Genomic DNA, 23,755 nt, shown 5'->3' with positions numbered 1-23,755 from the left:
TTTATGACTCATAAGAACAAATTTGCTGCCACAACGCCCGGCGCAGCTCGGTATTGCCATCTATCTCAACTAGCGACGGTGACGTTAACACTTTCTGGGCCAACGGGCTTTCTTTCTTTTCACAGCCTGAAAACCACACCCATTCAATGCTGGAGCCTGTTAGTTGGCTAAGAGAGTGAGGCTCAAGATGACACGCCTGACTGATTTCGAGCCTCATACTCTTCAATACTCTTGAAAACAGCAATAGAGCACCTTGTTGCGGGTATTGGGGGGAAACGAGTAATAAACGGCACGTGCTCGGTAGCGTCACCGGATCAGGTTGATAGCCAGCCAGCCGCTGTGGGTGGATAAGCTCCCAATGCTGGATGCCCATTTCTTGTAAATATTGATTTTCGTGATGTGACATCTGTTTATGACCTCATTGAACATCGCAATCCTAACAAATCAGCGCCAAGACAGAAACCGTTAATCATCCAATGACCCAAGAGCTATGCCCAAACAACTTGAAGTTGCAGATAGGCGGCAAGTGAATTCATCCCCATGAGCCTAGATAAACGAGGTGATTGGGGTGAGCGAATGTAGCCAACACAACGGTAGCTTCAAATGAGAAGAGCATAAAAGTAAACAGGGAGCACTGGGCTCCCTGTTTTGAATAGAAATACGGTGATTAAAGATCGTTGAACTCTGGGCAATACTCAATTAAACCCGCTCGCCCGCTCAATTCGCCGTCGACTAATGCAACGATCTGAAACGCGCCAACTGGAACATCCCAACGACAACGAAAATCAGATTTCGCCGCCTCTTTAAAGCCAAAGCGTTGATAATAATCCGGGTCACCCAAAACCACACAAGCTGGATAATCGAACTCAGCCAAACAGATTAACCCCTCTTTTACCAACGAGGCGGCGACACCTTGATTTCGCCACTCTTTTTTCACGGCTAACGGTGCAAGCCCTTGCCAATTTAAGTCTTCACCATTGAGTAATACTGGGCTAAACATCACATGACCAACGACTTCGCCGTCATCATCACAGGCCACTAAAGAGAGCGTCAAATGGCTGTTTTCCCTTAATGTCATGACCAAATTAGCTTCAGCATCTGTCTCAAAGGCTGATTTTAATAAGCGGTCAATCGCTAAGATATCCGCTGGCGCTTCAGTTCGAATAAGCATTCATTACCTCATTTTGTGTCACTGGCGATTGTACGCCCTTATGCACAAAATCTGCTAGCTGATTTATTAACATCTGGAATGGTTTTGGTAAAAGCTCTAGGTCAACACTGTCCATCAGGTTCTTCACCTCTAACCCCAGTTCGGTATCCCCTTCAATGGAGAGTCGACGTTGAAAGAACAGCGTATCAGGATCTTCTTTTCGACCAGCAATCAACACCATATCATTTAGGTTACCGCTAAAGCTGACATCTTCCACTTCCGTCTTATCAGACACAACAAGTTGTTCCGCTTGATAGCTGATATACCAATTCAAATTCAAATCGCGAATTGAAACCTTTAACCATTTCCCATCAAGAAATTCAAAGTCACCTTCTTGCAAAGCCTCATGAAATATAGTTTTCAACCCTTCTAGCAAGGCTTTTTTTTGTACAACTTGCGGTAAGAAGTGGACTGGGGATCGCAAAATTGAAGCGGCGTTTTGAACTAGTTGAGTACGAATCTTGTGAATCACGAGCGTTATCCGTTACTTTGTAATGCAATAGTACCTAATCATAATGGATGTGGGGGTGCAAATTCCTGTGATGCATCAAAAAACGTACATTGTTTGAGAACCTTTTCTAGCTTAGTAATCAAAGTTATAGTTAATGTGTTACTTACGTTGTAACATCCTCATGAATATAAGTGCTCTGGAGAGTGGTAGTAGCTTGATGCCTTCGCAACATTTACAACATTGGTTTGCAAAAATCACGTCGAACAGTCCGTTCTTTTTTGCCATCTTGAACGACCAACATAACTATGTGATGGTCAATGAACGTTATTGTGATATTGCAGGGCTGAGCACAACCGAATTGGTTGGAATGAATGACTCACAAATTCTGGGTGAGCATTTCTACCGCCATCTCAAACCCTATTATGAACGGGCATTTCAAGGAGAAACGCTTGAGACCGAACTGACTCTTCACGAGATCGATTTAGAAACGAGTTTGCATTTCTCTTTATCACCTATCATGGGTGATAAAAAAGTCGAAAATATTGTGTTTCACGCCATCGACACCTCCGAAAAACAGATCCTCATTCGCTCATTAGAAGAGTCGGAAAATAAGTTTTCAACCTTGACTAGCTTGCTTCCCGATGGATTGTTGCTGGTCGATGACGACTGCATTATCTCTGCTAACCCCGCATCGGCTCGTTTACTCGGTTTTGAAAATACCTCAGAGCTTCTTGGTGAAGAGTTATCGCGCTTGTTTGTCGATGAAAAAAGTAAAACCGTATTCAGCTCTCCACTTAGTTTATTACTCGCAGGGGCACCATTGGTCTGCCTCACTGGGCCAAAGTGTGGCTTTGAACGTAAAGTTCAACTGCACGCTGGAGCCACCGTCGTGCTGGGCAACAGCTCACAACTGATTTTGATTCAAGATGCAGAAGATGCACCTAAGCAGTTGTCTTCGACTATGCATGCCGATATCCACATTGACTCGCTGACTAACTTGTATAACCGTTTTGGTTTCACTAAACGTTTAGAACAGTTCATTCAAAATGAAACACCCCTTGTGATGCTCTATTTAGACATTGATAACTTCAAAAACATCAATGACTCTTTAGGCCATCATATTGGCGATAAAGTCATTAAAGAGGTCTCAGCACGGCTGAAACGTTTACTACCGCAACAAGCGATTGTGGGCCACCTTGGCGGCGATGAATTTGGACTAATACTGCCTGATCCTGAAAATAGTCGCGCCGCTGAAATGTTGGCTGAACGCATCATTTCTTTGATTAACCAACCGTTTGATCTGCACCATTTCAGTAAACGCTTAGCCTGCTCCATAGGTAGTGTCGCCTACCCTGGTGACGGTAGCGATGCACGCGTATTGTTGCAAAACGCCGATACGGCGATGTATGAAGCAAAAGATCGTGGTAGAAACCGTCTGATTAAGTTCAACGATCAAATGAACAAAGAAGCGCGCATGCGCTTATGGCTTGAAATTGAACTGCAAAAAGCGCTGCAACAAAATGGCCTTGAAGTGTGGTATCAACCGAAAGTAAATGCTCGCGACTTCAGCATCAATGGTGCGGAAGCTTTGGTGCGCTGGAAACACCCTGTGGAAGGGTATATCAACCCCGGCGCTTTTATCCCTGTCGCGGAAAAAGCTGGGCTGATTGAACATTTAGGCCGAGTGGTGATGCGTGATGTCTTCTCGACCGTAAAACGCTGGAAGCTGCAAGGCATTTTACCAGGTCGCGTGGCGATCAATTTATCGCCCGAACAGTTTTGTAACCCGAAGTTGATTGATTATATGGAAAAACTGCTTCGCACCACGGAGCTTGATCCAAACTGCATCACATTTGAACTGACCGAAAGTGCCGTCATGAGCGACAGCGAACACACCTTGCAAATGTTGAACGCGATCAAAAAACTGGGCTTTTCTCTGTCCATTGACGACTTTGGTACGGGGTATTCCTCGCTCTCTTACCTCGCTCGCTTCCCGATTGATGAACTTAAAATTGACCGCGCTTTTATAACGGATATCGATACGCTTCCTAAACAAATAACCGTCATTGAAAACATCATCAATTTAGGAAAATCACTCAACTTAACGGTCGTTGCCGAAGGTGTGGAAACTCAACAACAAGCCACACTGCTCTCTAATCTCAACTGTAACTCAATTCAAGGCTTCCATTTTTATCGGCCACAACCGAGGCAGGAAGTAGAAGAGTTATTCGTTCAAAATCGTCGTCATCGTTCTACTCCCAAATAAGTAAATCTCGTTTATTCGACCCAAACCTGCCTTACATCAAATTTGCTATTCATAATGCTTCATAAAATACCACTACTTTCCCTTAGATATCGTACGGATCAATGGAACTTTTATGTCCTGCAGGTAACCTGCCTGCTCTAAAAACAGCGATCGATTGTGGTGCAGATGCGGTTTATATCGGCTTCAAAGATGATACCAATGCTCGCCACTTTGCTGGCCTTAATTTCGCAGGTAAGAAGTTAGATAAAGCGGTGCAATATGTTCATGATCACCATAAAAAAATTCATGTCGCGTTAAATACCTTCGCCCACCCTAATGGCTTCGAGCGTTGGACTCACGCCGTCGATAATGCCGCCAGTTTAGGCGTGGATGCGTTGATCATCGCCGATATCGCGGTATTGGATTATGCCGCTAACCGATATCCAGATCTGGAACTGCATCTTTCTGTGCAAGCCTCCGCCACCAACGTCGCCGCTATCGAGTTTTATAAACAAAATTTCAATATAAAACGGGTGGTGTTACCGCGAGTGCTATCAATCCATCAAGTCAAACAGCTCTCACGTAATATGATGAGTGACGTCGAGCTTGAAGTATTTGCCTTTGGCAGCTTATGTATTATGTCTGAAGGGCGCTGTTATCTCTCTTCCTATATGACGGGAGAATCACCCAATACTGTCGGAGCCTGTTCGCCCGCGAAGTATGTCCGCTGGCAAGAAACGGACTCAGGTTTGGAATCTCGCTTAAACGAAATTTTGATTGATAAATACGCAGCCGGAGAAAATGCAGGCTACCCAACCTTGTGCAAAGGTCGTTTTGAAGCGCAGATCGATGGGCAACCCAAACGCTACCACGCACTGGAAGAACCAACCAGTTTAAATACGTTATCACTATTACCAGAACTGTTTGCGGCCAACGTTGCTTCCGTCAAAATTGAAGGTCGCCAACGTAGCCCTGCATATGTGGAGCAAGTGACTAAAACCTGGCGAGCGGCGATTGATCGCTACCAAGCAAATCCACAAGCCTACCAAGTAGAAACGGCTTGGAACACCGCCTTAGCCAACGTTTCTGAAGGCACGCAAACGACACTCGGCGCGTACCATCGCCAATGGCAATAAGAGAATGGAGAAGAGAATGAAATATGCACTGGGTCCTTTACTCTATTTCTGGCCTAAACAAGAGGTAGAAAGTTTTTATCAACAGGCAATCAATAGCCCTGCTGATGTGATCTATTTGGGTGAATCAGTCTGCTCCAAGCGACGTGAGATAAAACCACAACACTGGTTTGAGATCGCCAAAGCGCTTTCACAAGCGGGTAAACAGGTTGTGATCTCAACCATGGCGCTACTGGAAGCGCCGAGCGAAATCAATGTGATGAAAAAGTATATTGAGAATGGCGATTTTGCGATTGAAGCCAATGACGTTTCGGCGATTCAACTCGCCAGTGAAAAACGCCTTCCTTTTGTGGTTGGGCCCGCCGTGAATGCTTACAACGCGCGCACACTGCAACTGTTCCTAAAGCAAGGGATGATCCGTTGGTGCATGCCTGTTGAACTCTCCCGTGATTGGCTAATCAATGTATTGCAACAATGTGATGAGCTTGGTATCAAAAACCAGTTTGAAGTAGAAGTTTTTAGCCACGGATACCTGCCACTGGCTTACTCCGCACGCTGCTTTACCGCACGGGCTGAAAATCGCGCGAAGGATGAATGTGAGACTTGCTGTATCAAGTATCCAACCGGAATTCAGGTTCACAGCCAAGAAGGCCAAGCGGTATTTAACCTCAACGGTATCCAAACCCAGTCGGGCTATTGCTATAACCTTGCTAATGATTTACCAAGCATGGCGGGATTGGTCGATGTCGTTCGTTTAAGCCCACTAGGCCTTGAGACATTCGAACATCTGTCGCAGTTCAAGGCCAATGAAAAAGGAGAGCATCCCTCCCCTTTAACTAATCACCAGTGTAACGGCTATTGGCACCAATTACCGGGCCTAGCGATTCAACAAAGCTGAGCGTAGCCTCCCCCTAGAGAAAAGGGGGGAGGCTCTTGTTAAGCGAACACGGTTTGCTTCGCGTTATCGCAAGGTAGTGCACGCAAATCTCGCCACAACATCAAACCCACCACCAAACTTAACGCAATATTGGAAATGGGGAAGGCAATCCACACACCAGTCACACCATATAACTTAGGTAACAAATACAAGAACGGTAGTTGGATCGCCATATTACCAATGGTGACAAACATCGCCTTACTGCCGCGATTGGTCGCTTGATAAAAGGCGGCGGCGACAACTAAAAATCCATCCAAAAACAGCGCGAACATATGCAGTTTTAAGCCCAGTACAGCGCTTGCCATCAATTGCGGGTCAGTTGAATTGAAGACCGCAACAACCTGAGTGGAAAACAAGTTCAGCAGCACCACAAAACCCAGCCCGCCAAGCACGGCAATGCTCATTGCAATTTTGAGCAGTTTTCTAATATGAAGATAGTTTTTGGCACCATAATTGAAGCTAACTAACGGCTGCATACCATTCGCGATGCCCTCTGCCGTTAAGTAATAAACCGTGACGATATAGCCTAATATCGCGTATGCCCCAACAAGTACTGCGCTGCCATAGTGAGCAAATAGGCTGTTGTGCACCGCCACCATCATCGAACCGTAGGCATACATAAAAAAGCTTGAAGTACCAATCGCAACAATCTTAGGTAACAACGACCATTGCACCCTCATCACCGAGAGTGACAGCTGCAACTTGGCTCGCGTCGAAAAGAAATAGCCTATGCCTAATACAGTCACACTTAATTGTGCGAGTGCCGTTGCTATGGCGGCACCAGTAAGTTCCCAATGTAAAACGGCAATAAACAGATAATCAAAGAGAATATTGATTATCGCACCACTTACCATCAGCAATGTGGCTAAATTAGGGCTGTCGTCGTTTCGTAACAAGAAAGGCATCGCAATAGAGCCAAGCGTAAAGACACAAGCGATCACTAATACCTGCAAATATTGCAAGCCAAGTTCGTAGACTCGTCCTTCAACGCCTTGCCACGCAATGAAATCGTCCGCAAGAAACCATAGAATTATCGCCACCACGGGAGCTAGCATCACAAGCAACAATAGGCCAGTAGCAAGCACTTGCTTAGCTGCCACCATGTTCCCTTCACCTTGCTTGATCGAAGCCAGAGCACCAGTTCCAACGCCCACCAACATGCCAAGCCCTAAAATAAAGCCAATAATAGGCCACGCAACGTTAATGCCCGCCAATCCCTCAGCACCAACATAATGACCAATAAAAATACCATCCACCACTTGATATAAGCCATTGACTAACATAGCTGCCACGGTCGGGATGGTATAGCGCCAAAATTGGCGGTAAATTGAATTTTTCATAACAGACACCATAGTTAGCAAAGCTAACTATATAAGTAAATTAAAGTAATACTTTGGATAACAACATATTAAAACACAGTGCTTCTTCTTCCGAGAGATGCTTAGTCACTTGCTCTGCGACAACAGCGTACACTTTCGCTTCATCCGCTAAATGCTCACGCGCAGTATCGGTGAGAGAAACTCGGTAAGAACGCGCATCATCTTGGCATTGTGCCGTCTGAACCAACCCTTTATTTTTAAGCCTTTTAACCATATTTGATACCGATGGTTTACTCACTTCCATCTCATTGGCTAAATCAGTTAAGCGCAGTGGCAAAGAAGAGCTTTGAATCACTTTAAGGTAATCATATTCATTAAAGCTCAATTGTGAAATGGGATCAGCTTTGCTATACCGACGCCAGATTTTGGCACTAAAACGCTCTAATTTTTCTAAGTTAGCTTCTAGTTTCACTGTTTTTTAAATTTAAATAGTTATCAAGGCTAACTATTTTATGGATCTTTAGATCGTTAAGCAACAAAAAAGCCGCTGAAAAAGTCAGCGGCTTTAAGGAAAAGGATATAATAAGGTACTTATTGCTGAGACTCTGGCTGCTCAGCTTTCGCCTTAGCTAAATAGTCAGCTCTTACTTGCTGGAAAATTTTCCCCAATTCAAGATAAGCGTATCGATGCTCAACATATTCGTAGACGTTAAATGACAACGCAAGCTTGTACAAGGCGATCGCGTGCGCGTAATTTCCCTCTTGTTGGTAACGCTTAGCGAGATAAAAATAGACTTCAGTTAAACGCTGTGCTTGTATCGCATTACCGCTGCCTTCTTCTAAGATCATCTTAAAAGCTTGCTCTTCCGATATCTCTTTAAGCGTTAACGCAACCAAGAGCCATCCCCATTGATCATCTCGAACTTTATAGCGATTGAAGAGATCCACACGTGCCTGCAAAGGCTCGCTTTCACTTTGAATAATATATAGCCACAATGCACGGAAAGGATCGCTAGGATCATGTTGATAATGTGCGCGAATCTCTTCCAGCGCAAGTTCTGTACGGTCGCCGTAATAAAGTGCGATGGCTCTGTTACGCTCAGCGTAAAAATTGTCTGGTTCAAGTTCTAATGTCGAATCAAATGCCTCATAAGCGGCATCAAACTCTGCAACTTGCGTGTAATACACGCCTAATAAATTAAAGATATCAGGCTGCGCCGGGTTAAGCGCGAGTGACTGCTCAAAATCTAAACGTGCTAAAGTGCGTAGCCCAACACTGTCGTAGTTGTTACCACGCTCATAAAACATTTTAGCCCGCACATCATCAGGTAGATCAGTGCGTTGTAGCAGTTGCGTCAAACGCGCTATCTGAACTTGTTGCTGTAATGAAGACTGCAATGGCACTGCCATCGGAGGGTATACCCATTGACTTTGATTGTCATTTTGAGTTGACGCGCAGCCCGACATTATCAGTATCAAAGCACTCAATGCGGCCGTTGGAAACCATTTCACAAATAAAACTCCTGTGTACCCCAAAGCCCAAGATAAGTGGGTGTATCGCATTAATCTAGGCATGAAAAAGGGAGCGAATAACGCTCCCTTTATATCATGCTTTATGTTGAAAAGGCGACTAAAGCGCCGTGCCTCTCAAGCTTAAAGTGGCCTTATTCAGCCGTTGGTGCTGCAACAACTTCTTCAGCTGGTTTCTCTACCGCTTCTTTCATGCTTAGACGAACACGGCCTTGGCGGTCGATTTCAAGTACTTTAACTTGAACTTCTTGGCCCTCTTTCAAGTAATCAGACACTTTCTCGATGCGTTGATCCGCGATTTGAGAAATGTGTACCAGACCATCTTTACCAGGAAGAATGTTAACGAACGCGCCAAAATCAGCCAGACGAGCGACCTTACCAGTATAGATAGCGCCGACTTCAACTTCAGCCGTGATCTCTTCAATGCGACGAATCGCTTCTTTAGCTTGAGCGCTATCGGTTGCCGCAATCTTGATTGTGCCGTCATCTTCGATTTCGATGGTTGTGCCCGTCTCTTCAGTTAGAGCACGGATCACAGCACCACCTTTACCGATCACGTCTTTGATTTTCTCAGAGCTGATCTTCATGGTGTAAATGCGCGGTGCAAATTCAGAAATCTCAGCACGAGCACCAGAGATCGCTTGATCCATCACAGAAAGGATATGCTTACGTGCACCTTGTGCTTGGTTTAGCGCAATTTGCATGATCTCTTTGGTGATACCTTCGATCTTAATGTCCATTTGCAGTGCAGTGATACCTTGGTTAGTACCTGCTACTTTAAAGTCCATGTCACCTAGGTGATCTTCATCACCAAGAATGTCAGAAAGAACAACGAAATCATCGCCTTCTTTAACAAGACCCATTGCAATACCTGCAACTGAAGACTTGATAGGTACACCTGCATCCATCAGAGCAAGAGAAGTACCACATACCGAAGCCATTGAAGATGAACCGTTAGATTCTGTGATTTCTGATACGACACGAACTGTGTATGGGAACTCTTCTACTGAAGGCATAACGGCAGCGATACCACGCTTAGCCAGTTTACCGTGGCCGATTTCACGACGCTTAGGAGAGCCTACAAAACCAGTTTCGCCCACACAGTATGGAGGGAAGTTGTAGTGTAGTAGGAAGTTATCTTTACGCTCACCTGTTAGCTCATCGATGATTTGAGCATCACGCTGAGTACCAAGAGTAGCGGTTACGATTGCCTGAGTTTCACCACGAGTAAATAGTGCAGAACCGTGAGTACGAGGAAGAATACCAGTGCGTACGTCTAGCGCACGAACCATGTCTTTTTCACGACCGTCAATACGTGGGTTGCCAGCAATAATGCTACGACGTACAACCGTCTTCTCTAGATCGTGGAAGATAGTGTGGATTTCTTTCGCATTTGCTTCAGGATCTTCAGCAAGAATTACTTTGTTTACTTCAGCAGCAATTTCATGAATACGGTCGTAACGAGCCATTTTTTCAGTGATTTTGTAAGCTTCAACAAGCTTAGCTTCTGCTAGTTCAGCGATCTTGCTGTTAAGTACTGTGTTCTCTTGAGGAGCAACCCAATCCCAAGCTGGAGTGGCAACTTCAGCAGCAAATTCATTGATCGCTTTAATCACAGCTTGTTGTTGGTCGTGGCCGTAAACAACCGCTGCTAGCATTTCTTCTTCAGTTAGGTTATCCGCTTCTGACTCAACCATCAGTACCGCGTTGTCTGTACCTGCAACCACAAGATCAAGACGAGATACAGCAAGCTCGGTCATGCTTGGGTTAAGCACTAATTGACCATCAATGTGACCCACGCGCGCCGCGCCAATAGGACCATTGAATGGAATGCCAGAGATAGCAAGTGCTGCTGAAGTACCAATCATAGTCACGATATCAGGTTGAACGTCTGGGTTTACAGACATCACAGTCGCGATAACTTGAACTTCATTTTTAAATGCATTAGGGAAAAGAGGACGAATTGGGCGGTCAATCAGACGCGCAGTCAAAGTTTCGCCTTCTGATGGACGACCTTCACGCTTGAAGAAGCCACCTGGAATTTTACCCGCTGCGTAAGTACGCTCTTGGTAGTTAACAGTAAGAGGGAAGAAGTCTTGACCTTCTACTGCTTCTTTTTTACCAACAACAGAAACGAATACCGCGGTATCGTTCATAGTGACCATAACGGCCGATGTAGCTTGGCGTGCGATAACGCCGGTTTCTAGAGTGACGGTATGATTACCGTATTGGAATGATTTCACTACTGGTTTATCAAACATTGTTTATCCTTGCTCTAGAGTTGCCTCTAGATTGAATGAAATAACACTCAAGACATTACGAATCGCGACTAGTAAAAATAGGCTCTATATCACGGGAAACAAAGCGTTGGGCTTGCCGCTCCCACTGGTATCTGAACGCTACTTTTAATAGCCGCGACCTGCTGGCCGACTTCGGTGACTGTAATGCTATGAGTATGAAGCGTTAAAGTACATACAACACACTTTAACGGCGGGTAGTATAGCGACTTAGGAGAGATTGTGCCAAATTTAGATAACAAAAAAGGGGCTAAAAGCCCCTTTTCTGAACAAACTGATCTTAGCGACGTAGCTCAAGACGTTTGATTAGGTCTTGGTAACGACCTAAATCTTTACCTTTTAGGTAGTCTAGAAGCTTACGACGGCTTGAAACCATACGTAGTAGACCACGACGGCTGTGGTGATCGCCTTTGTGAGTTTTGAAGTGACCTTGTAGGTGGTTGATAGAAGCAGTTAGTAGTGCTACTTGTACTTCTGGTGAACCAGTGTCGCCTTCGCCACGTGCGTATTCAGCAACGATTGCCGCTTTAGTTTCTGCATTCAGAGACATAATGCTCTCCTAATAAGAGTAAGTTTAAAGGTGTAGCAGCCAATCTCTGATTCAGCCGCTACGCGAAGCCGGGATTATAGGGAAATCCCCAACGTTAAGCAATAGCTATTTAAAGCGACTCTTCGTCTCTAAAAACGACCAATCGCTTAGGCGCAACACGACCATCTTGGTCAATTTCACCCACACCGATAAAGAGTTTCTCTTCACCCATGGTCATGCGCACTGTGCCATCAAGTGGCACACCCAACACTTGCACTGGTTGGCCATGTTGTACCATGTCTGCCAACTCAGGAATAAGGTTTACTTCCGGCAAATCTTGCACCGCACTGTCCATTGGCATCAATAACGAGTCCAACACATTTTTCGGTGCGACATCATCACGCAGCGCCTGTTGCAGCAATGCATCAAGTTGCTCTAAAGTCACCATCTTCTCATATGGGTACTTCGCGACCGCAGTACGACGCAGCATGGTCACATGTGCGCCACAACCAAGCATTTCACCTAAGTCATCCACGATAGTACGGATATAAGTGCCTTTCGAACAGTGCACATCCATTTCAACTTCATCACCTTCGAAACGAATCAATTCAATATCATAGACAGTGATTTTTCGAGATTCGCGCGGAATATCAATGCCTTCACGAGCGTATTCATATAGAGGACGGCCTTGATATTTCAGTGCAGAAAACATTGACGGAATTTGGTCGGTTTCACCACGAAAACGCTCGATGCACTCTCGCAGGGTATTTAATTGCACATTGACTGGACGTGTTTCCACTACCTCTCCGTCTGAATCAGAGGTATTGGTTCGCTCACCCAGTTTTGCAATGACTCGATAACGCTTATCTGAATCAAGTAAAAACTGAGAGAATTTTGTCGCTTCACCAAGGCAAATAGGCAACATTCCTGTTGCCAAAGGATCGAGCGCGCCAGTGTGTCCGGCTTTTTCTGCAAAATAAATACGTTTTACTTTTTGTAAGGCATCATTCGAGGAGATACCCGTTGGCTTATCCAGTAAAATTACCCCGTTGATTGGGCGACCTTTACGACGACGAGCCATCTATTCATTCCCTTCTTCTGCAGACGCTTCATCTTCACGTCCTGCATCTTTCTGTCTGCGCTTATCATTGCTGACCACTTCAGTCACCAAGTTGGACATGCGCATACCTTCAACCAAAGTATTGTCGTAAGTGAAGCGAATTTCTGGTGTCAAACGTAAGCGAATACGTTTGCCAAGCATCATGCGGATATGAACTTCATGCTCTTTTAACGCAGCTAAGCAGCTTTCTGGGGTCTGCTCACCAACGCATAGAAACGTCACAAACACTTTTGCATAAGCAAGGTCACGTGACACTTCGACTTCTGAAATAGTCACCATACCTAAGCGTGAGTCACGGACTTCACGTTGTATGATCATGGCGAGTTCTTTTTGCAGCTGTTGGGATACGCGCTGCGTGCGGCTAAATTCTTTTGACATATCTTTTCTCACATATAGAAAGAATGGGGGGATGGTTCAACCCAGCCCCCCATGGTGTATTCAACAACCGATTACTGTCTATTTCAATACAGCAACGTCAGTCAATTAATCCAGTGTACGTTTAATTTCCACTGTTTCGAAGACTTCGATTTGGTCACCAACGCGAACATCATTGTAGTTCTTAACGCCGATACCACATTCATAGCCATTCTTCACTTCTTGCACGTCATCTTTAAAGCGACGTAGCGACTCAAGCTCACCTTCGTAGATAACCACGTTATCACGTAGAACACGGATAGGGCTATTACGTTTGATAACGCCTTCAGTCACCATACAACCAGCAACTGCACCTAGTTTAGGTGATTTAAATACTTCACGAACCTGAGCAAGACCAATGATCTCTTGCTTAAACTCTGGTGCTAGCATGCCGCTCATGGCCGCTTTTACTTCATCAATCAATTGGTAAATGATTGAGTAGTAACGTAGGTCTAAGTTTTCAGATTCGATAGTACGACGAGCTGATGCATCAGCTCGAACGTTAAAGCCAAGTACGATAGCGTTAGAAGCTGCTGCAAGTACTGCGTCAGTTTCTGTGATACCACCCACACCAGAACCCACGATGTTCACTTTCACTTCATCAGTTGAAAGGTTACGCAGTGAATCAGCAATGGCTTCAACCGAACCTTGAACGTCTGCTTTTAGTACCACGTTCAGTTCAGCCACTTCGCCCGCTGTCATGTTAGAGAACATGTTTTCGAGCTTAGATTTCTGCTGACGTGCAAGCTTCACATCACGGAATTTACCTTGACGATAATTGGCTACTTCACGTGCTTTACGCTCATCACGTACCACTGTTGCTTCATCACCGGCAGCTGGAACACCAGACAAACCTAGAATTTCAACAGGAATTGATGGGCCCGCTTCCGTAACTTCGTTACCAGTTTCGTCGCGCATCGCACGAACACGGCCATATTCTTGACCACACAGTACGATGTCGCCTTTGCGTAGTGTTCCTGATTGAACAAGAACGGTTGCTACAGGGCCACGGCCTTTATCAAGACGAGATTCAACCACCACACCAGACGCCATACCATCTTTAACAGCATGAAGCTCAAGAACTTCAGCTTGAAGTAGGATAGCTTCTAGTAGGCCATCAATATTAGTTCCCTGTTTCGCAGAGATGTGAACAAACATGTTCTCACCGCCCCACTCTTCAGGAATGATGTTGTGTTGAGCAAGCTCATTTTTCACGCCATCTGGGTTCGCACCATCTTTATCGATTTTGTTCACTGCAACGATAAGTGGCACATTCGCCGCTTTCGCATGTTGAATCGCTTCAACCGTTTGTGGCATCACGCCATCATCTGCTGCAACAACCAATACAACGATATCTGTCGCTTGAGCACCACGAGCACGCATTGAAGTAAACGCAGCGTGTCCAGGAGTATCAAGGAAGGTGATCATACCGTTTGGTGTTTCAACGTGGTAAGCACCAATGTGCTGAGTAATACCACCGGCCTCGCCTGATGCAACGTGTGTGCGACGGATGTAATCAAGTGTTGATGTCTTACCGTGGTCAACGTGACCCATGATGGTCACAACTGGCGCACGAGGCACTGCTTCAAACTTGTTATCACGGTCAGAAAGGATCGCTTCTTCCAGTTCATTCTCTTTGCGGATGAGAACTTTATGACCCATTTCTTCAGCGACTAATTGCGCGGTTTCTTGGTCGATCACTTGGTTGATGGTTGCCATTGCGCCCATCTTCATCATCACTTTGATAACTTCAGTTGCTTTCACTGACATTTTGTTTGCCAGTTCAGAAAGAACAATCGTTTCACCGATCACAACATCTTGCTTAGCGACAACCGCTGTTTTATCAAAACCATGTTGCATCGATGCAGGTTTAGCCATACGACCTTTACGAGCTTTGCCTCGGCGCGTACCGCGCTCTTGCTTATCATCCTGAGATGAAATTTTGCTCTTATTAGCTTTCGTAGATTTACGGCTAGCACCTTCTTCACGGCGATCTGCTTCATCTTCGGCTTCACGTGCATACGTTGAAGTCGTAACATGGTAATCTGTATTTTCTTCCATACTACCCTTTTTCTCTTCTTCAGCAGACCAACGCTCTTTATTCTTCTCAGCCAATTCACGTGCTATTTCTAGCTGGCGCTGACTTTCCTCTTCAGCTTTACGTAATGCTTCGGCTTCTTGACGACGTTTAAGCTCTTCGGCTTCTTTTCGCGCTGCTTCTTGCTTCATTTTATTTTCAGCAGAAAGTTCTGGTTTCACTGCAGAACGTTTTGCTTTCTCATCCGCGTTAGCTGTTGCATTCGTTTGTGCTTCAACCTTCGCTTTCTCTTGTGCCTCACGCTTCGCTTTTTCTTCGGCTTCACGCTTTGCTTTTTCTTCGGCTTCGCGCTCTGCTTTTGCTTGTGCTTCACGCGCTGCTAATTCTTGTGCTTCACGTTGCGCGGCTTCTTCCGCTTCACGTGTTGCTTCATCGTCTACTGCACTGCGCTTAACGTAGGTACGTTTTTTACGCACTTCAACTTGAACATTCTTACTTTTGCCGCCGCCGGCATTGACGCTCAATGTGCTGCGTGTTTTTCGCTGCAACGTCAAACGAGTCGGCTCTGAGTCACCAGTGGTATCACCGTGCTCTTTTCTAAGATGTGACAGTAGCTTATGCTTTTCATCATCAGAAACGTTATCAGAACTCGTTTTGTTCATGCCTGCATCAGCAAGTTGTTCTAACAAGCGGTCAACTGGCGTACCAATTTCTTCACTCAGTGCTTTAACTGTAAGTTGTGTCATGCCGCTCTCTCCCCTTGCTGAGAATTATTCTTCTTCGCTAAACCAACAAATATTGCGCGCTGCCATGATCAATTGACCTGCACGCTCTTCTGTTAGACCTTCAATATTTTCGAGGTCATCAATACCTTGGTCAGCAAGATCTTCTAATGTGACTATGCCTTTCGCTGCGAGTTTAAAGGCCATTTCACGCTCTAAACCTTCTAGTGCGAGCAGATCTTCTGCTGGCTCTAACCCTTCAAAAGACTCTTCTTGTGCTAGCGCAATCGTGGTCAACGCATTCTTCGCGCGAGTACGCAATGCTTCGATGATATCTTCATCTAGGCCGTCAACTTCAAGTAGCTCAGCAACTGGCACATAAGCCACTTCTTCAAGCGTTGAGAAGCCTTCTTCAACCAATAACTCAGCGAAGTCTTGCTCGATATCGAGGTACTTCATGAAGTTTTCAATAGAAGCCATCGATTCTTCTTGATGTTTTTTCTGTAGATCAGCAACCGTCATAACATTCAATTCCCAACCAGTCAGTTGAGAAGCGAGACGTACGTTTTGACCATTACGACCAATTGCTTGCGCTAGGTTATCCGCTTCAACAGCAATATCAATTGAGTGCGTATCTTCATCCATGATGATCGATGCAACATCTGCTGGTGCCATTGCATTGATAACAAATTGAGCTGGGTTATCATCCCAAAGAACGATATCAATGCGCTCACCGCCGAGCTCACTCGATACGGCTTGAACACGTGCTCCACGCATACCGACACACGCGCCCACAGGGTCAATGCGTTTGTCATTGGTTTTGACTGCAATTTTCGCACGCGAACCCGGATCACGAGCCGCGGCTTTCAATTCAATCAGCTCTTCACCGATTTCTGGCACTTCTACACGGAATAGCTCAGCGAGCATTTCTGGTTTTGAACGAGTAATGAAGAGTTGGAATCCGCGCGCTTCAGGGCGTACAGCATATAGCAGACCACGAACTCGGTCACCTGGACGAAAGTTTTCACGCGGTAGCTGGTCATCACGTAAAATAACCGCTTCAGCGTTATTACCTAAATCCAGAATAACCGAATCACGGTTTACTTTCTTAACAACGCCAGTAACCAACTCACCTTCGTTATCAATAAACTGTTCGACGATTTGCGCACGTTCAGCTTCACGCACTTTTTGTACGATCACTTGTTTTGCTGTTTGTGTTGTAATACGGTCAAAGGTCACTGATTCAATTTGATCTTCAATATATTGACCAAGTTCAGCTGTTTCGTCGTCGTATTTAGCTGCATCGTATGAAATTTCTTTTGTTGGATGTTCAACATTTTCAACGATTAACCAACGGCGAAAAGTTTCAAACTCACCCGTTTTACGGTCGATAGCAACACGTACATCGACTTCAATTTCATGTTTCTTCTTTGTTGATGTGGCAAGCGCAGTTTCAAGCGCCTCAAAAATACGCTCACGAGGTACGGCCTTCTCGTTCGAAACCGCCTCAACTACCGCTAAAATTTCTTTACTCATTTAATCTAGCCTCTTAAGCTCTTTTCTCTAGGAGAACTAAAATTTAGGGATCAGGTTAGCTTTAGAAATATTGCTTAGCGCAAATAGTTCTTCTTTCCCATCAACGCTAATTGCAACGGTTTCACCATCAATAGAATGGATAATTCCTTTCCATTTGCGACGGTTGCCGACACCCATTTTCAAAACGATGCTGACTTCGTGACCAATAAACTGTTCATAATGCGCTGCTTTAAAAAGTGGTCTCTCTAAACCTGGTGAAGAAACTTCTAGGTTGTAAGCCACAGAAATTGGATCTTCAACATCGAGCACAGCACTCACTTGATGGCTCACTTCTGCGCAATCATCAACGTTAATACCGTTTTCATGATCAATATAGATGCGTAATGTTGAGTGCTCTCCGGCACGAATAAATTCTAATCCAACTAACTCATAACCTGATGCCGCTACTGGAGCGTCAAGCATTTCAGTAAGTTGTCTTTCTAAACCAGTCATTTAAACCACTCCAGAAACAAAAAAAGGGCACAGAGCCCAATTTAAATTCCAAGCAACTATCTGAAAATCTCATACTTGAGAAACTCAGATAACAAAAAACCCCGATTAGTCGGGGTTTTTTGTTGCTGGACCCTGATGATTGAGAATCTAAATTCTCAATTGCAGTGAGGTTGACACTGCACAAACTTGCATCCAAAACCCAAAAAGAATTGGTTGCGGGGGCCGGATTTGAACCGACGACCTTCGGGTTATGAGCCCGACGAGCTACCAAGCTGCTCCACCCCGCGTCCGACTTGCGAGCATTATACGCTCTATCAAGTGATTTACAAGTTTGTAAATAATGGTGCCGAGAGAGGGACTCGAACCCTCACACCTAAGGCGCTAGCACCTCATGCTAGTGTGTCTACCAATTTCACCATCTCGGCAATTATTTGTACTTATCTAAGATAAGTTATTGCGGGATTTCGTCACCAGATTTTACTGGAACGTCACTCGCTGTATCCGTAGTTTGCTCAATCACTTGACCTTTAGTTGGGTCAATCCATTGTGATTCAGTTTTATGCGTAGACAAATTGCCCAATGCCAAACTAAGAATAAAGAATACGGTTGCAAAAATTGCAGTCATTCGGGTTAGGAAATTTCCTGAGCCACTAGCACCAAACACAGTGTTTGACGCGCCAGCACCGAAAGAGGCTCCCATATCTGCGCCTTTACCTTGTTGAATTAACACTAGGCCAATGATACCAAGCGCTGCCAACAGGTAAATCACAAGTAGAACTGTAAACATTACTTCCACCTATGTTCCAAATAGTTGAGCCAGCGCCGTTCTTATCAACTGACTTGAACAAGGCTAGCGACCTCCTCAACGAAGGCGGACGCAATACTAACGAATGCATCCCATGCTGACAAGGAGTATTTTATAAAAAAATGGAGTTTATGCTTCAAGCGGTTAAAAAAAGGGCAACAACACCCTATGTGTATAGCTAACCATAAGATTTCAAGCCGAATTACGGTCATGAAATCCTAGGTTAACTCATATTATTTGCCTGGTTAGCAATTATCTTTAACCGCTTGAGCTATCTTTAATGCTGAATTTTTTACTAGCTCAGCATCTTCCCCTTCCACCATCACGCGCAATAAAGGTTCAGTACCTGATTTACGCAACAGGACTCGACCTTGGTTACCAAGTTCCGCTTCTACGGCAGCTACAGCCGCTTTTACCGCTTCGGCTTCTAATGGGTTGGAATCACCACTAAAACTTACGTTTTCTAAAACCTGCGGGTAAAGCGTCATGCCTTTAGCCAGTTCATTGAGCGACATTTCACTGCCCACAACGGAAGCAAGAACTTGCAACGCCGCAACAATCGCATCACCCGTAGTCACTTTGTCTAGCAGTATGATGTGCCCTGAATTTTCTGCGCCAATTTTCCAACCTTTTGCCAGCAATTTTTCCATCACATAACGGTCACCAACCGCCGCTCGCACAAAAGGGATACCTAACTGTTTTAAGCCGTTTTCCATACCAAGGTTTGTCATTAGCGTTCCAACAACACCACCTTTTAATTCTCCACGTCGCAGGGCATCACGGGCGATGATATAGGCAATTTGATCTCCATCCACTTTATTGCCAAGCTCATCAACCATAATTAAGCGATCGCCATCACCATCAAATGCCAGTCCTAAATCTGCTTTTTCTGCCACAACGCGCTGTTGCAACGCGCGGACATCCGTTGCTCCAACTTCGTCATTAATATTCAGACCATCTGGCTCAACCCCCATTGCTATCACTTCAGCGCCAAGTTCCTTAAAGACATTAGGCGCGATGTGATAGGTGGCACCATGAGCACAGTCAACGACGATTTTCAGCTTTGATAAATTCCATTGCGATGGAAAGGTACTTTTACAAAACTCGATATACCGCCCTGCAGCGTCGACCATACGTGAAGCCTTACCAAGTTCGGCAGACTCGACACACTCAATCGGTTTATCCAATTCAGCTTCGATCTCCAATTCAATTTCATCAGGTAATTTAGTCCCTTCGGATGAGAAGAATTTGATGCCGTTATCGTAATAAGGGTTATGCGACGCTGAGATAACGATCCCCGCTTCGGCACGAAAGGTTTGAGTCAGGTAAGCAACAGCTGGCGTCGGCATAGGTCCGGTAAAAATCGCCTTTAATCCTGCAGCGGCTAAGCCCGCTTCTAGAGCCGACTCAAGCATATAACCTGAAATACGCGTATCTTTACCAATAATGACTTTTTTCGTGCCTTGTTTTGCCAATACACGTCCAGCCGCCCAGCCAAGTTTTAATACGAAATCGGGAGTGATAGGATACTGTCCAACTTTACCGCGGACACCATCTGTACCAAAGTAACGTCTTTTGTCAGACATGATTTTTCCTTAATTATTATTGTTAACTATTTTGAATAATGGTTTGTACTATTTTCATTGCTTCAATGGTTTCGTTCACATCATGGACACGAATAATCTGTGCACCTTTCATTGCAGCTACAGCTGCACAGGTAACGCTCGCCACCATACATTCAGCTGGTTTTTTATTGAGTAGTTTAAAAATCATTGACTTACGAGACATCCCAGCCAATATCGGCAAACCTAGCTGATGAAATGCGTCTAGATGTGCAAGCAGATAATAATTATGCTCAATGGTTTTGCCAAATCCAAAACCGGGGTCGAGGATAATATTTGCACGCGCGATCCCCGCGCGCGCGCACGCTGCGACTCGATCTTCTAGAAAGAGCTTAACATCCGCTAACACATCTTGGTAATGTGGACTGGTTTGCATCGTTCGTGGCTGGCCTTGCATATGCATGATACAGACAGGCACTTGTGCTTTAGCCGCAACCTCTAATGCCCCCGGCTCTTGCAGTGCACGAACATCATTAATCAAGTCAGCACCAGCCTCAACCGCCTGACGCATCACTTCAGCTTTACTGGTGTCAATTGAAATCCAGACGTCATACTTTGCACGAATAGCTTTAATAATAGGAATAACACGAGATAATTCGTCATCGAGAGTCACTTCTGGAGCCCCCGGCCGAGTTGACTCCCCTCCAATATCAATAATGCTGACACCTGCGGCAATCATTTTATCGGCATGCTCTAGTGCCAAATCTAGCGCGTTAAATTTTCCACCATCGGAAAATGAATCCGGAGTCATGTTCAAGATACCCATGACATGAGGACGATCGAGGATAAGTGTCTTTGTTGGGGTTTGAATCTTCATTTTGCTCTAAAACACAAAAACCCCGAGAAAGCTCGGGGTTTAATTTGAATATTAACGATTACTCAGCATCTTTCTTTTCTGAGGACTCAGTGGCTACTTCGTCTTCTGCTGCTGGCTCTACTTTTGGCTCTTGAGCTTTTTCCGCTTCCGCTTTTTCTGCTTGAGCTTTGGCTTGATCAGCCCAACCTGCAGGTTCGCGAATCTCGGTTTTACGCTCCATTAAGTCATCAATTTGGCCTGCATCAATCGTTTCGTATTTCATCAACGCATCTTTCATTGCATGCATAATATCCATATTTTCTTCAAGGATTTTACGCGCACGATCATAGTTGCGGTCAATAATTTTACGAACTTCGTCATCAATCAACTTAGCAGTATCTTCAGACACATGCTTAGTTTGAGTCACGCTGCGCCCTAAGAAGACTTCACCTTCATCTTCTGCATACAACAATGGGCCAAGTTTTTCCGAAAAGCCCCATTGCGTAACCATTTTACGAGCAATGGCTGTCGCACGTTCGATATCGTTTGATGCACCAGTTGAAACGTTTTCTGGGCCGTAAATTAACTCTTCCGCTAAACGACCGCCATACAAGCTTGAAATCATAGACTCAAGATGCAGCTTCGACATGCTAACTCGATCTTGTTCAGGCAAGTACATAGTTACACCTAAAGCTCGACCACGTGGAATAATCGATACTTTATAAACAGGGTCATGTTCAGGTACCAAACGACCAACAATGGCGTGTCCTGCTTCATGATAAGCTGTTGATGCTTTAGTTTCTTCAGACATCACCATCGAACGACGTTCAGCACCCATCATGATTTTGTCTTTTGCTAACTCAAACTCAACCATTGAAACATTGCGTTTGTTACCGCGAGCAGAGAATAACGCCGCCTCGTTCACTAAGTTCGCCAAGTCGGCACCAGAGAAACCCGGTGTTCCGCGAGCAATCAATGAAGGTTCAACATCACCAGCTAAAGGTACTTTGCGCATATGAACTTTCAAGATCTGTTCACGGCCGCGAACATCAGGTAAACCGACCACCACTTGACGGTCAAAACGCCCCGGACGCAGCAATGCTGGGTCTAAAACGTCTGGACGGTTAGTTGCCGCAATGACGATAACGCCTTCATTGCCTTCAAAACCATCCATTTCAACCAACATTTGGTTTAAAGTCTGCTCACGCTCATCGTGACCGCCGCCGACACCAGCACCACGTTGACGACCTACCGCATCAATCTCATCAATAAAGATGATACAAGGTGAAGCCTTTTTCGCTTGCTCGAACATATCACGTACACGAGATGCACCGACACCAACAAACATTTCAACGAAATCAGAACCAGATATAGTGAAGAACGGTACTTTCGCCTCACCAGCAATTGCTTTTGCCAGTAATGTTTTACCTGTACCAGGAGGACCAACCATCAAAACACCCGTTGGAATTTTCCCACCCAGTTTTTGGAAGCGACTCGGATCACGCAAGTAATCCACAAGCTCTTTCACATCTTCTTTCGCTTCGTCACAACCAGCCACATCACCGAACGTGGTTTTGATTTGCTCTTCACTCATCATTCGAGCTTTGCTCTTACCAAATGACATGGCACCTTTGCCACCGCCACCTTGCATTTGACGCATGAAGAATATCCAAACACCGATCAGTAGGATCATTGGGAACCAAGAGATAAAAATGGTCCCGAGCAAACTTTGCTCTTCTGGTGGTGTACCTTGTACTTTAACGTTTTGATTAATCAAATCATCAAGCAGTTTTTGATCGTACACGGGCATGTAAGTTACATAGCGAGTACCACCGCCTCTACGAGTAAAGGAAATTTCACTATTGTTAAATTGAGCTTCTTGAATCTGGCCTTGGCCAACTTCCTGTACGAACGTGGTGTAATCCACTGCTTTGCCGTTACTATCACCAGGGCCAAAGCTCTGGAATACCGACATTAAAACGACAGCTATAACTAGCCACAGAATTAAATTTTTTGCCATATCACTCAAGGTGTAAGCCTCGCGATAACTAATTGTAATTAAAGGTAGGGTACTACAGTTTGTAACCTGTAGCCATATGTTAACTTATGCCTTGTACAGCAAAAACGTTAACCTTTGTAACCAGTGGCTACAACAAAGACTTCTCTTGAGCGAGCTCGCGAAGAGTCTGGTTTTCTTATTTTCACGACTTTAAACAGGTTTCGAACTTCTTTGACATAATCATCAAAGCCTTCTCCCTGAAAAACCTTGACCACAAAACTACCATTTGGAGTAAGAACTTGTCGACACATATCTAGAGCTAGTTCAACCAAATACATTGCCCTTGGCTGATCAACCGAATTATTTCCGGCGATGTTAGGTGCCATGTCTGACATCACCACATCAACCATATCAGGCTGTATACGATCTAATAGTGCGTCCAGCACGGCCTCTTCACGAAAATCGCCTTGTAAGAAAGCAACCCCAACAATAGGATCCATCGGCAAAATATCACACGCGATCACTCGGCCTTTATCACCGACGATACCCGCTGAATATTG

General features: G+C 45.0%; 21 protein-coding genes and 2 tRNA genes. 3 read left to right on the top strand and 20 right to left on the bottom strand.

The genetic code is table 11. From position 1 onward, the window contains the following. Position 1 precedes the first annotated feature (1 nt). The 3 genes from AACT21_RS04630 to ubiT all read right to left on the bottom strand — a co-directional run bounded on the left by AACT21_RS04630 (position 2) and on the right by ubiT (position 1,682). On the bottom strand, positions 2-406 hold the full coding sequence (locus AACT21_RS04630) for a DNA polymerase III subunit psi (RefSeq protein ID WP_094163297.1): 405 nt from the start codon (positions 404-406) through the stop codon (positions 2-4). A gap of 261 nt (positions 407-667) precedes the next feature. After that, positions 668-1,171: a GNAT family N-acetyltransferase gene (locus tag AACT21_RS04625; RefSeq protein WP_094132022.1), complete on the bottom strand. Its 504-nt coding sequence runs from the start codon at positions 1,169-1,171 to the stop codon at positions 668-670. Next, positions 1,155-1,682 carry a ubiquinone anaerobic biosynthesis accessory factor UbiT gene (gene ubiT, locus AACT21_RS04620; protein WP_010318913.1) on the bottom strand — a complete coding sequence of 176 codons (528 nt, stop codon included), beginning with the start codon at positions 1,680-1,682 and terminating at the stop codon, positions 1,155-1,157. The genes AACT21_RS04625 and ubiT overlap by 17 nt, the downstream gene beginning before the upstream one ends. A gap of 196 nt (positions 1,683-1,878) precedes the next feature. On the opposite strand from ubiT, the gene AACT21_RS04615 reads away from it, so the two are divergent. The 3 genes from AACT21_RS04615 to AACT21_RS04605 all read left to right on the top strand — a co-directional run bounded on the left by AACT21_RS04615 (position 1,879) and on the right by AACT21_RS04605 (position 5,937). After that, complete coding sequence (locus AACT21_RS04615) at positions 1,879-3,927, top strand: bifunctional diguanylate cyclase/phosphodiesterase (protein WP_026027438.1); 2,049 nt, start codon at positions 1,879-1,881, stop codon at positions 3,925-3,927. A 101-nt stretch (positions 3,928-4,028) separates the two neighbouring features. Beyond that, a complete protein-coding gene (gene ubiU, locus AACT21_RS04610) occupies positions 4,029-5,042 on the top strand; it encodes a ubiquinone anaerobic biosynthesis protein UbiU (RefSeq protein WP_010318915.1) in 1,014 nt (337 codons plus the stop codon). A gap of 16 nt (positions 5,043-5,058) precedes the next feature. Beyond that, complete coding sequence (locus AACT21_RS04605; protein ID WP_026028086.1) at positions 5,059-5,937, top strand: U32 family peptidase; 879 nt, start codon at positions 5,059-5,061, stop codon at positions 5,935-5,937. Between the two features lie 38 nt (positions 5,938-5,975). Here the strand turns inward: AACT21_RS04605 and AACT21_RS04600 are convergent, their stop codons facing one another. From AACT21_RS04600 to rlmE, 17 genes are all read right to left on the bottom strand, one after another. Further along, positions 5,976-7,316 (bottom strand): MATE family efflux transporter, encoded by a 1,341-nt coding sequence (locus AACT21_RS04600; RefSeq protein WP_141195228.1) that lies wholly within the window; start codon positions 7,314-7,316, stop codon positions 5,976-5,978. A gap of 40 nt (positions 7,317-7,356) precedes the next feature. Then, a complete protein-coding gene (locus tag AACT21_RS04595; RefSeq protein ID WP_010318918.1) occupies positions 7,357-7,767 on the bottom strand; it encodes a MarR family winged helix-turn-helix transcriptional regulator in 411 nt (136 codons plus the stop codon). 119 nt (positions 7,768-7,886) lie between these two features. Continuing rightward, complete coding sequence (gene nlpI, locus AACT21_RS04590; protein WP_026029106.1) at positions 7,887-8,807, bottom strand: lipoprotein NlpI; 921 nt, start codon at positions 8,805-8,807, stop codon at positions 7,887-7,889. A 152-nt stretch (positions 8,808-8,959) separates the two neighbouring features. After that, complete coding sequence (pnp, locus tag AACT21_RS04585; protein WP_010318920.1) at positions 8,960-11,086, bottom strand: polyribonucleotide nucleotidyltransferase; 2,127 nt, start codon at positions 11,084-11,086, stop codon at positions 8,960-8,962. Positions 11,087-11,402: 316 nt separating this feature from the next. Beyond that, complete coding sequence (gene rpsO / locus AACT21_RS04580) at positions 11,403-11,672, bottom strand: 30S ribosomal protein S15 (protein ID WP_010318921.1); 270 nt, start codon at positions 11,670-11,672, stop codon at positions 11,403-11,405. A gap of 109 nt (positions 11,673-11,781) precedes the next feature. Then, positions 11,782-12,732: a tRNA pseudouridine(55) synthase TruB gene (truB, locus tag AACT21_RS04575; RefSeq protein WP_013857615.1), complete on the bottom strand. Its 951-nt coding sequence runs from the start codon at positions 12,730-12,732 to the stop codon at positions 11,782-11,784. Further along, positions 12,733-13,149 (bottom strand): 30S ribosome-binding factor RbfA, encoded by a 417-nt coding sequence (rbfA, locus tag AACT21_RS04570; protein WP_026028089.1) that lies wholly within the window; start codon positions 13,147-13,149, stop codon positions 12,733-12,735. It abuts the gene before it with no gap. 105 nt (positions 13,150-13,254) lie between these two features. Next, a complete protein-coding gene (infB, locus tag AACT21_RS04565) occupies positions 13,255-15,969 on the bottom strand; it encodes a translation initiation factor IF-2 (protein ID WP_017043248.1) in 2,715 nt (904 codons plus the stop codon). A 24-nt stretch (positions 15,970-15,993) separates the two neighbouring features. Then, positions 15,994-17,481, bottom strand: a complete 1,488-nt coding sequence (gene nusA, locus AACT21_RS04560) for a transcription termination factor NusA (protein ID WP_013857618.1) — start codon at positions 17,479-17,481, stop codon at positions 15,994-15,996. A gap of 36 nt (positions 17,482-17,517) precedes the next feature. Beyond that, positions 17,518-17,973, bottom strand: coding sequence for a ribosome maturation factor RimP (gene rimP / locus AACT21_RS04555; RefSeq protein ID WP_013857619.1), 456 nt, complete (start codon positions 17,971-17,973; stop codon positions 17,518-17,520). A 210-nt stretch (positions 17,974-18,183) separates the two neighbouring features. Then, positions 18,184-18,260 (bottom strand) — tRNA-Met (locus tag AACT21_RS04550). 54 nt (positions 18,261-18,314) lie between these two features. Continuing rightward, a tRNA-Leu gene (locus AACT21_RS04545) sits at positions 18,315-18,398 on the bottom strand. A 26-nt stretch (positions 18,399-18,424) separates the two neighbouring features. Further along, entirely contained in the window at positions 18,425-18,760 is a 336-nt protein-coding gene (secG, locus tag AACT21_RS04540; RefSeq protein WP_010318534.1) for a preprotein translocase subunit SecG, read from the bottom strand. Positions 18,761-19,023: 263 nt separating this feature from the next. Then, positions 19,024-20,364, bottom strand: coding sequence for a phosphoglucosamine mutase (gene glmM / locus AACT21_RS04535; protein ID WP_047690110.1), 1,341 nt, complete (start codon positions 20,362-20,364; stop codon positions 19,024-19,026). Between the two features lie 22 nt (positions 20,365-20,386). Next, positions 20,387-21,217, bottom strand: a complete 831-nt coding sequence (folP, locus tag AACT21_RS04530) for a dihydropteroate synthase (RefSeq protein WP_094144404.1) — start codon at positions 21,215-21,217, stop codon at positions 20,387-20,389. A 58-nt stretch (positions 21,218-21,275) separates the two neighbouring features. Further along, positions 21,276-23,225 carry an ATP-dependent zinc metalloprotease FtsH gene (gene ftsH, locus AACT21_RS04525; RefSeq protein ID WP_017049783.1) on the bottom strand — a complete coding sequence of 650 codons (1,950 nt, stop codon included), beginning with the start codon at positions 23,223-23,225 and terminating at the stop codon, positions 21,276-21,278. Between the two features lie 98 nt (positions 23,226-23,323). Further along, a partial coding sequence (rlmE, locus tag AACT21_RS04520) for a 23S rRNA (uridine(2552)-2'-O)-methyltransferase RlmE (RefSeq protein WP_094163295.1) occupies positions 23,324-23,755 on the bottom strand: 432 nt, incomplete at its 5' end.

Origin of the sequence: Vibrio sp. V08_P9A1T1, from assembly GCF_963874405.1 — a bacterium.
Taxonomy (GTDB): Bacteria; Pseudomonadota; Gammaproteobacteria; order Enterobacterales; family Vibrionaceae; genus Vibrio; species Vibrio anguillarum.
The sequence above is the reverse complement of the archived record's forward strand: the minus strand, read 5'-3'. Positions and strand labels throughout refer to the sequence as shown.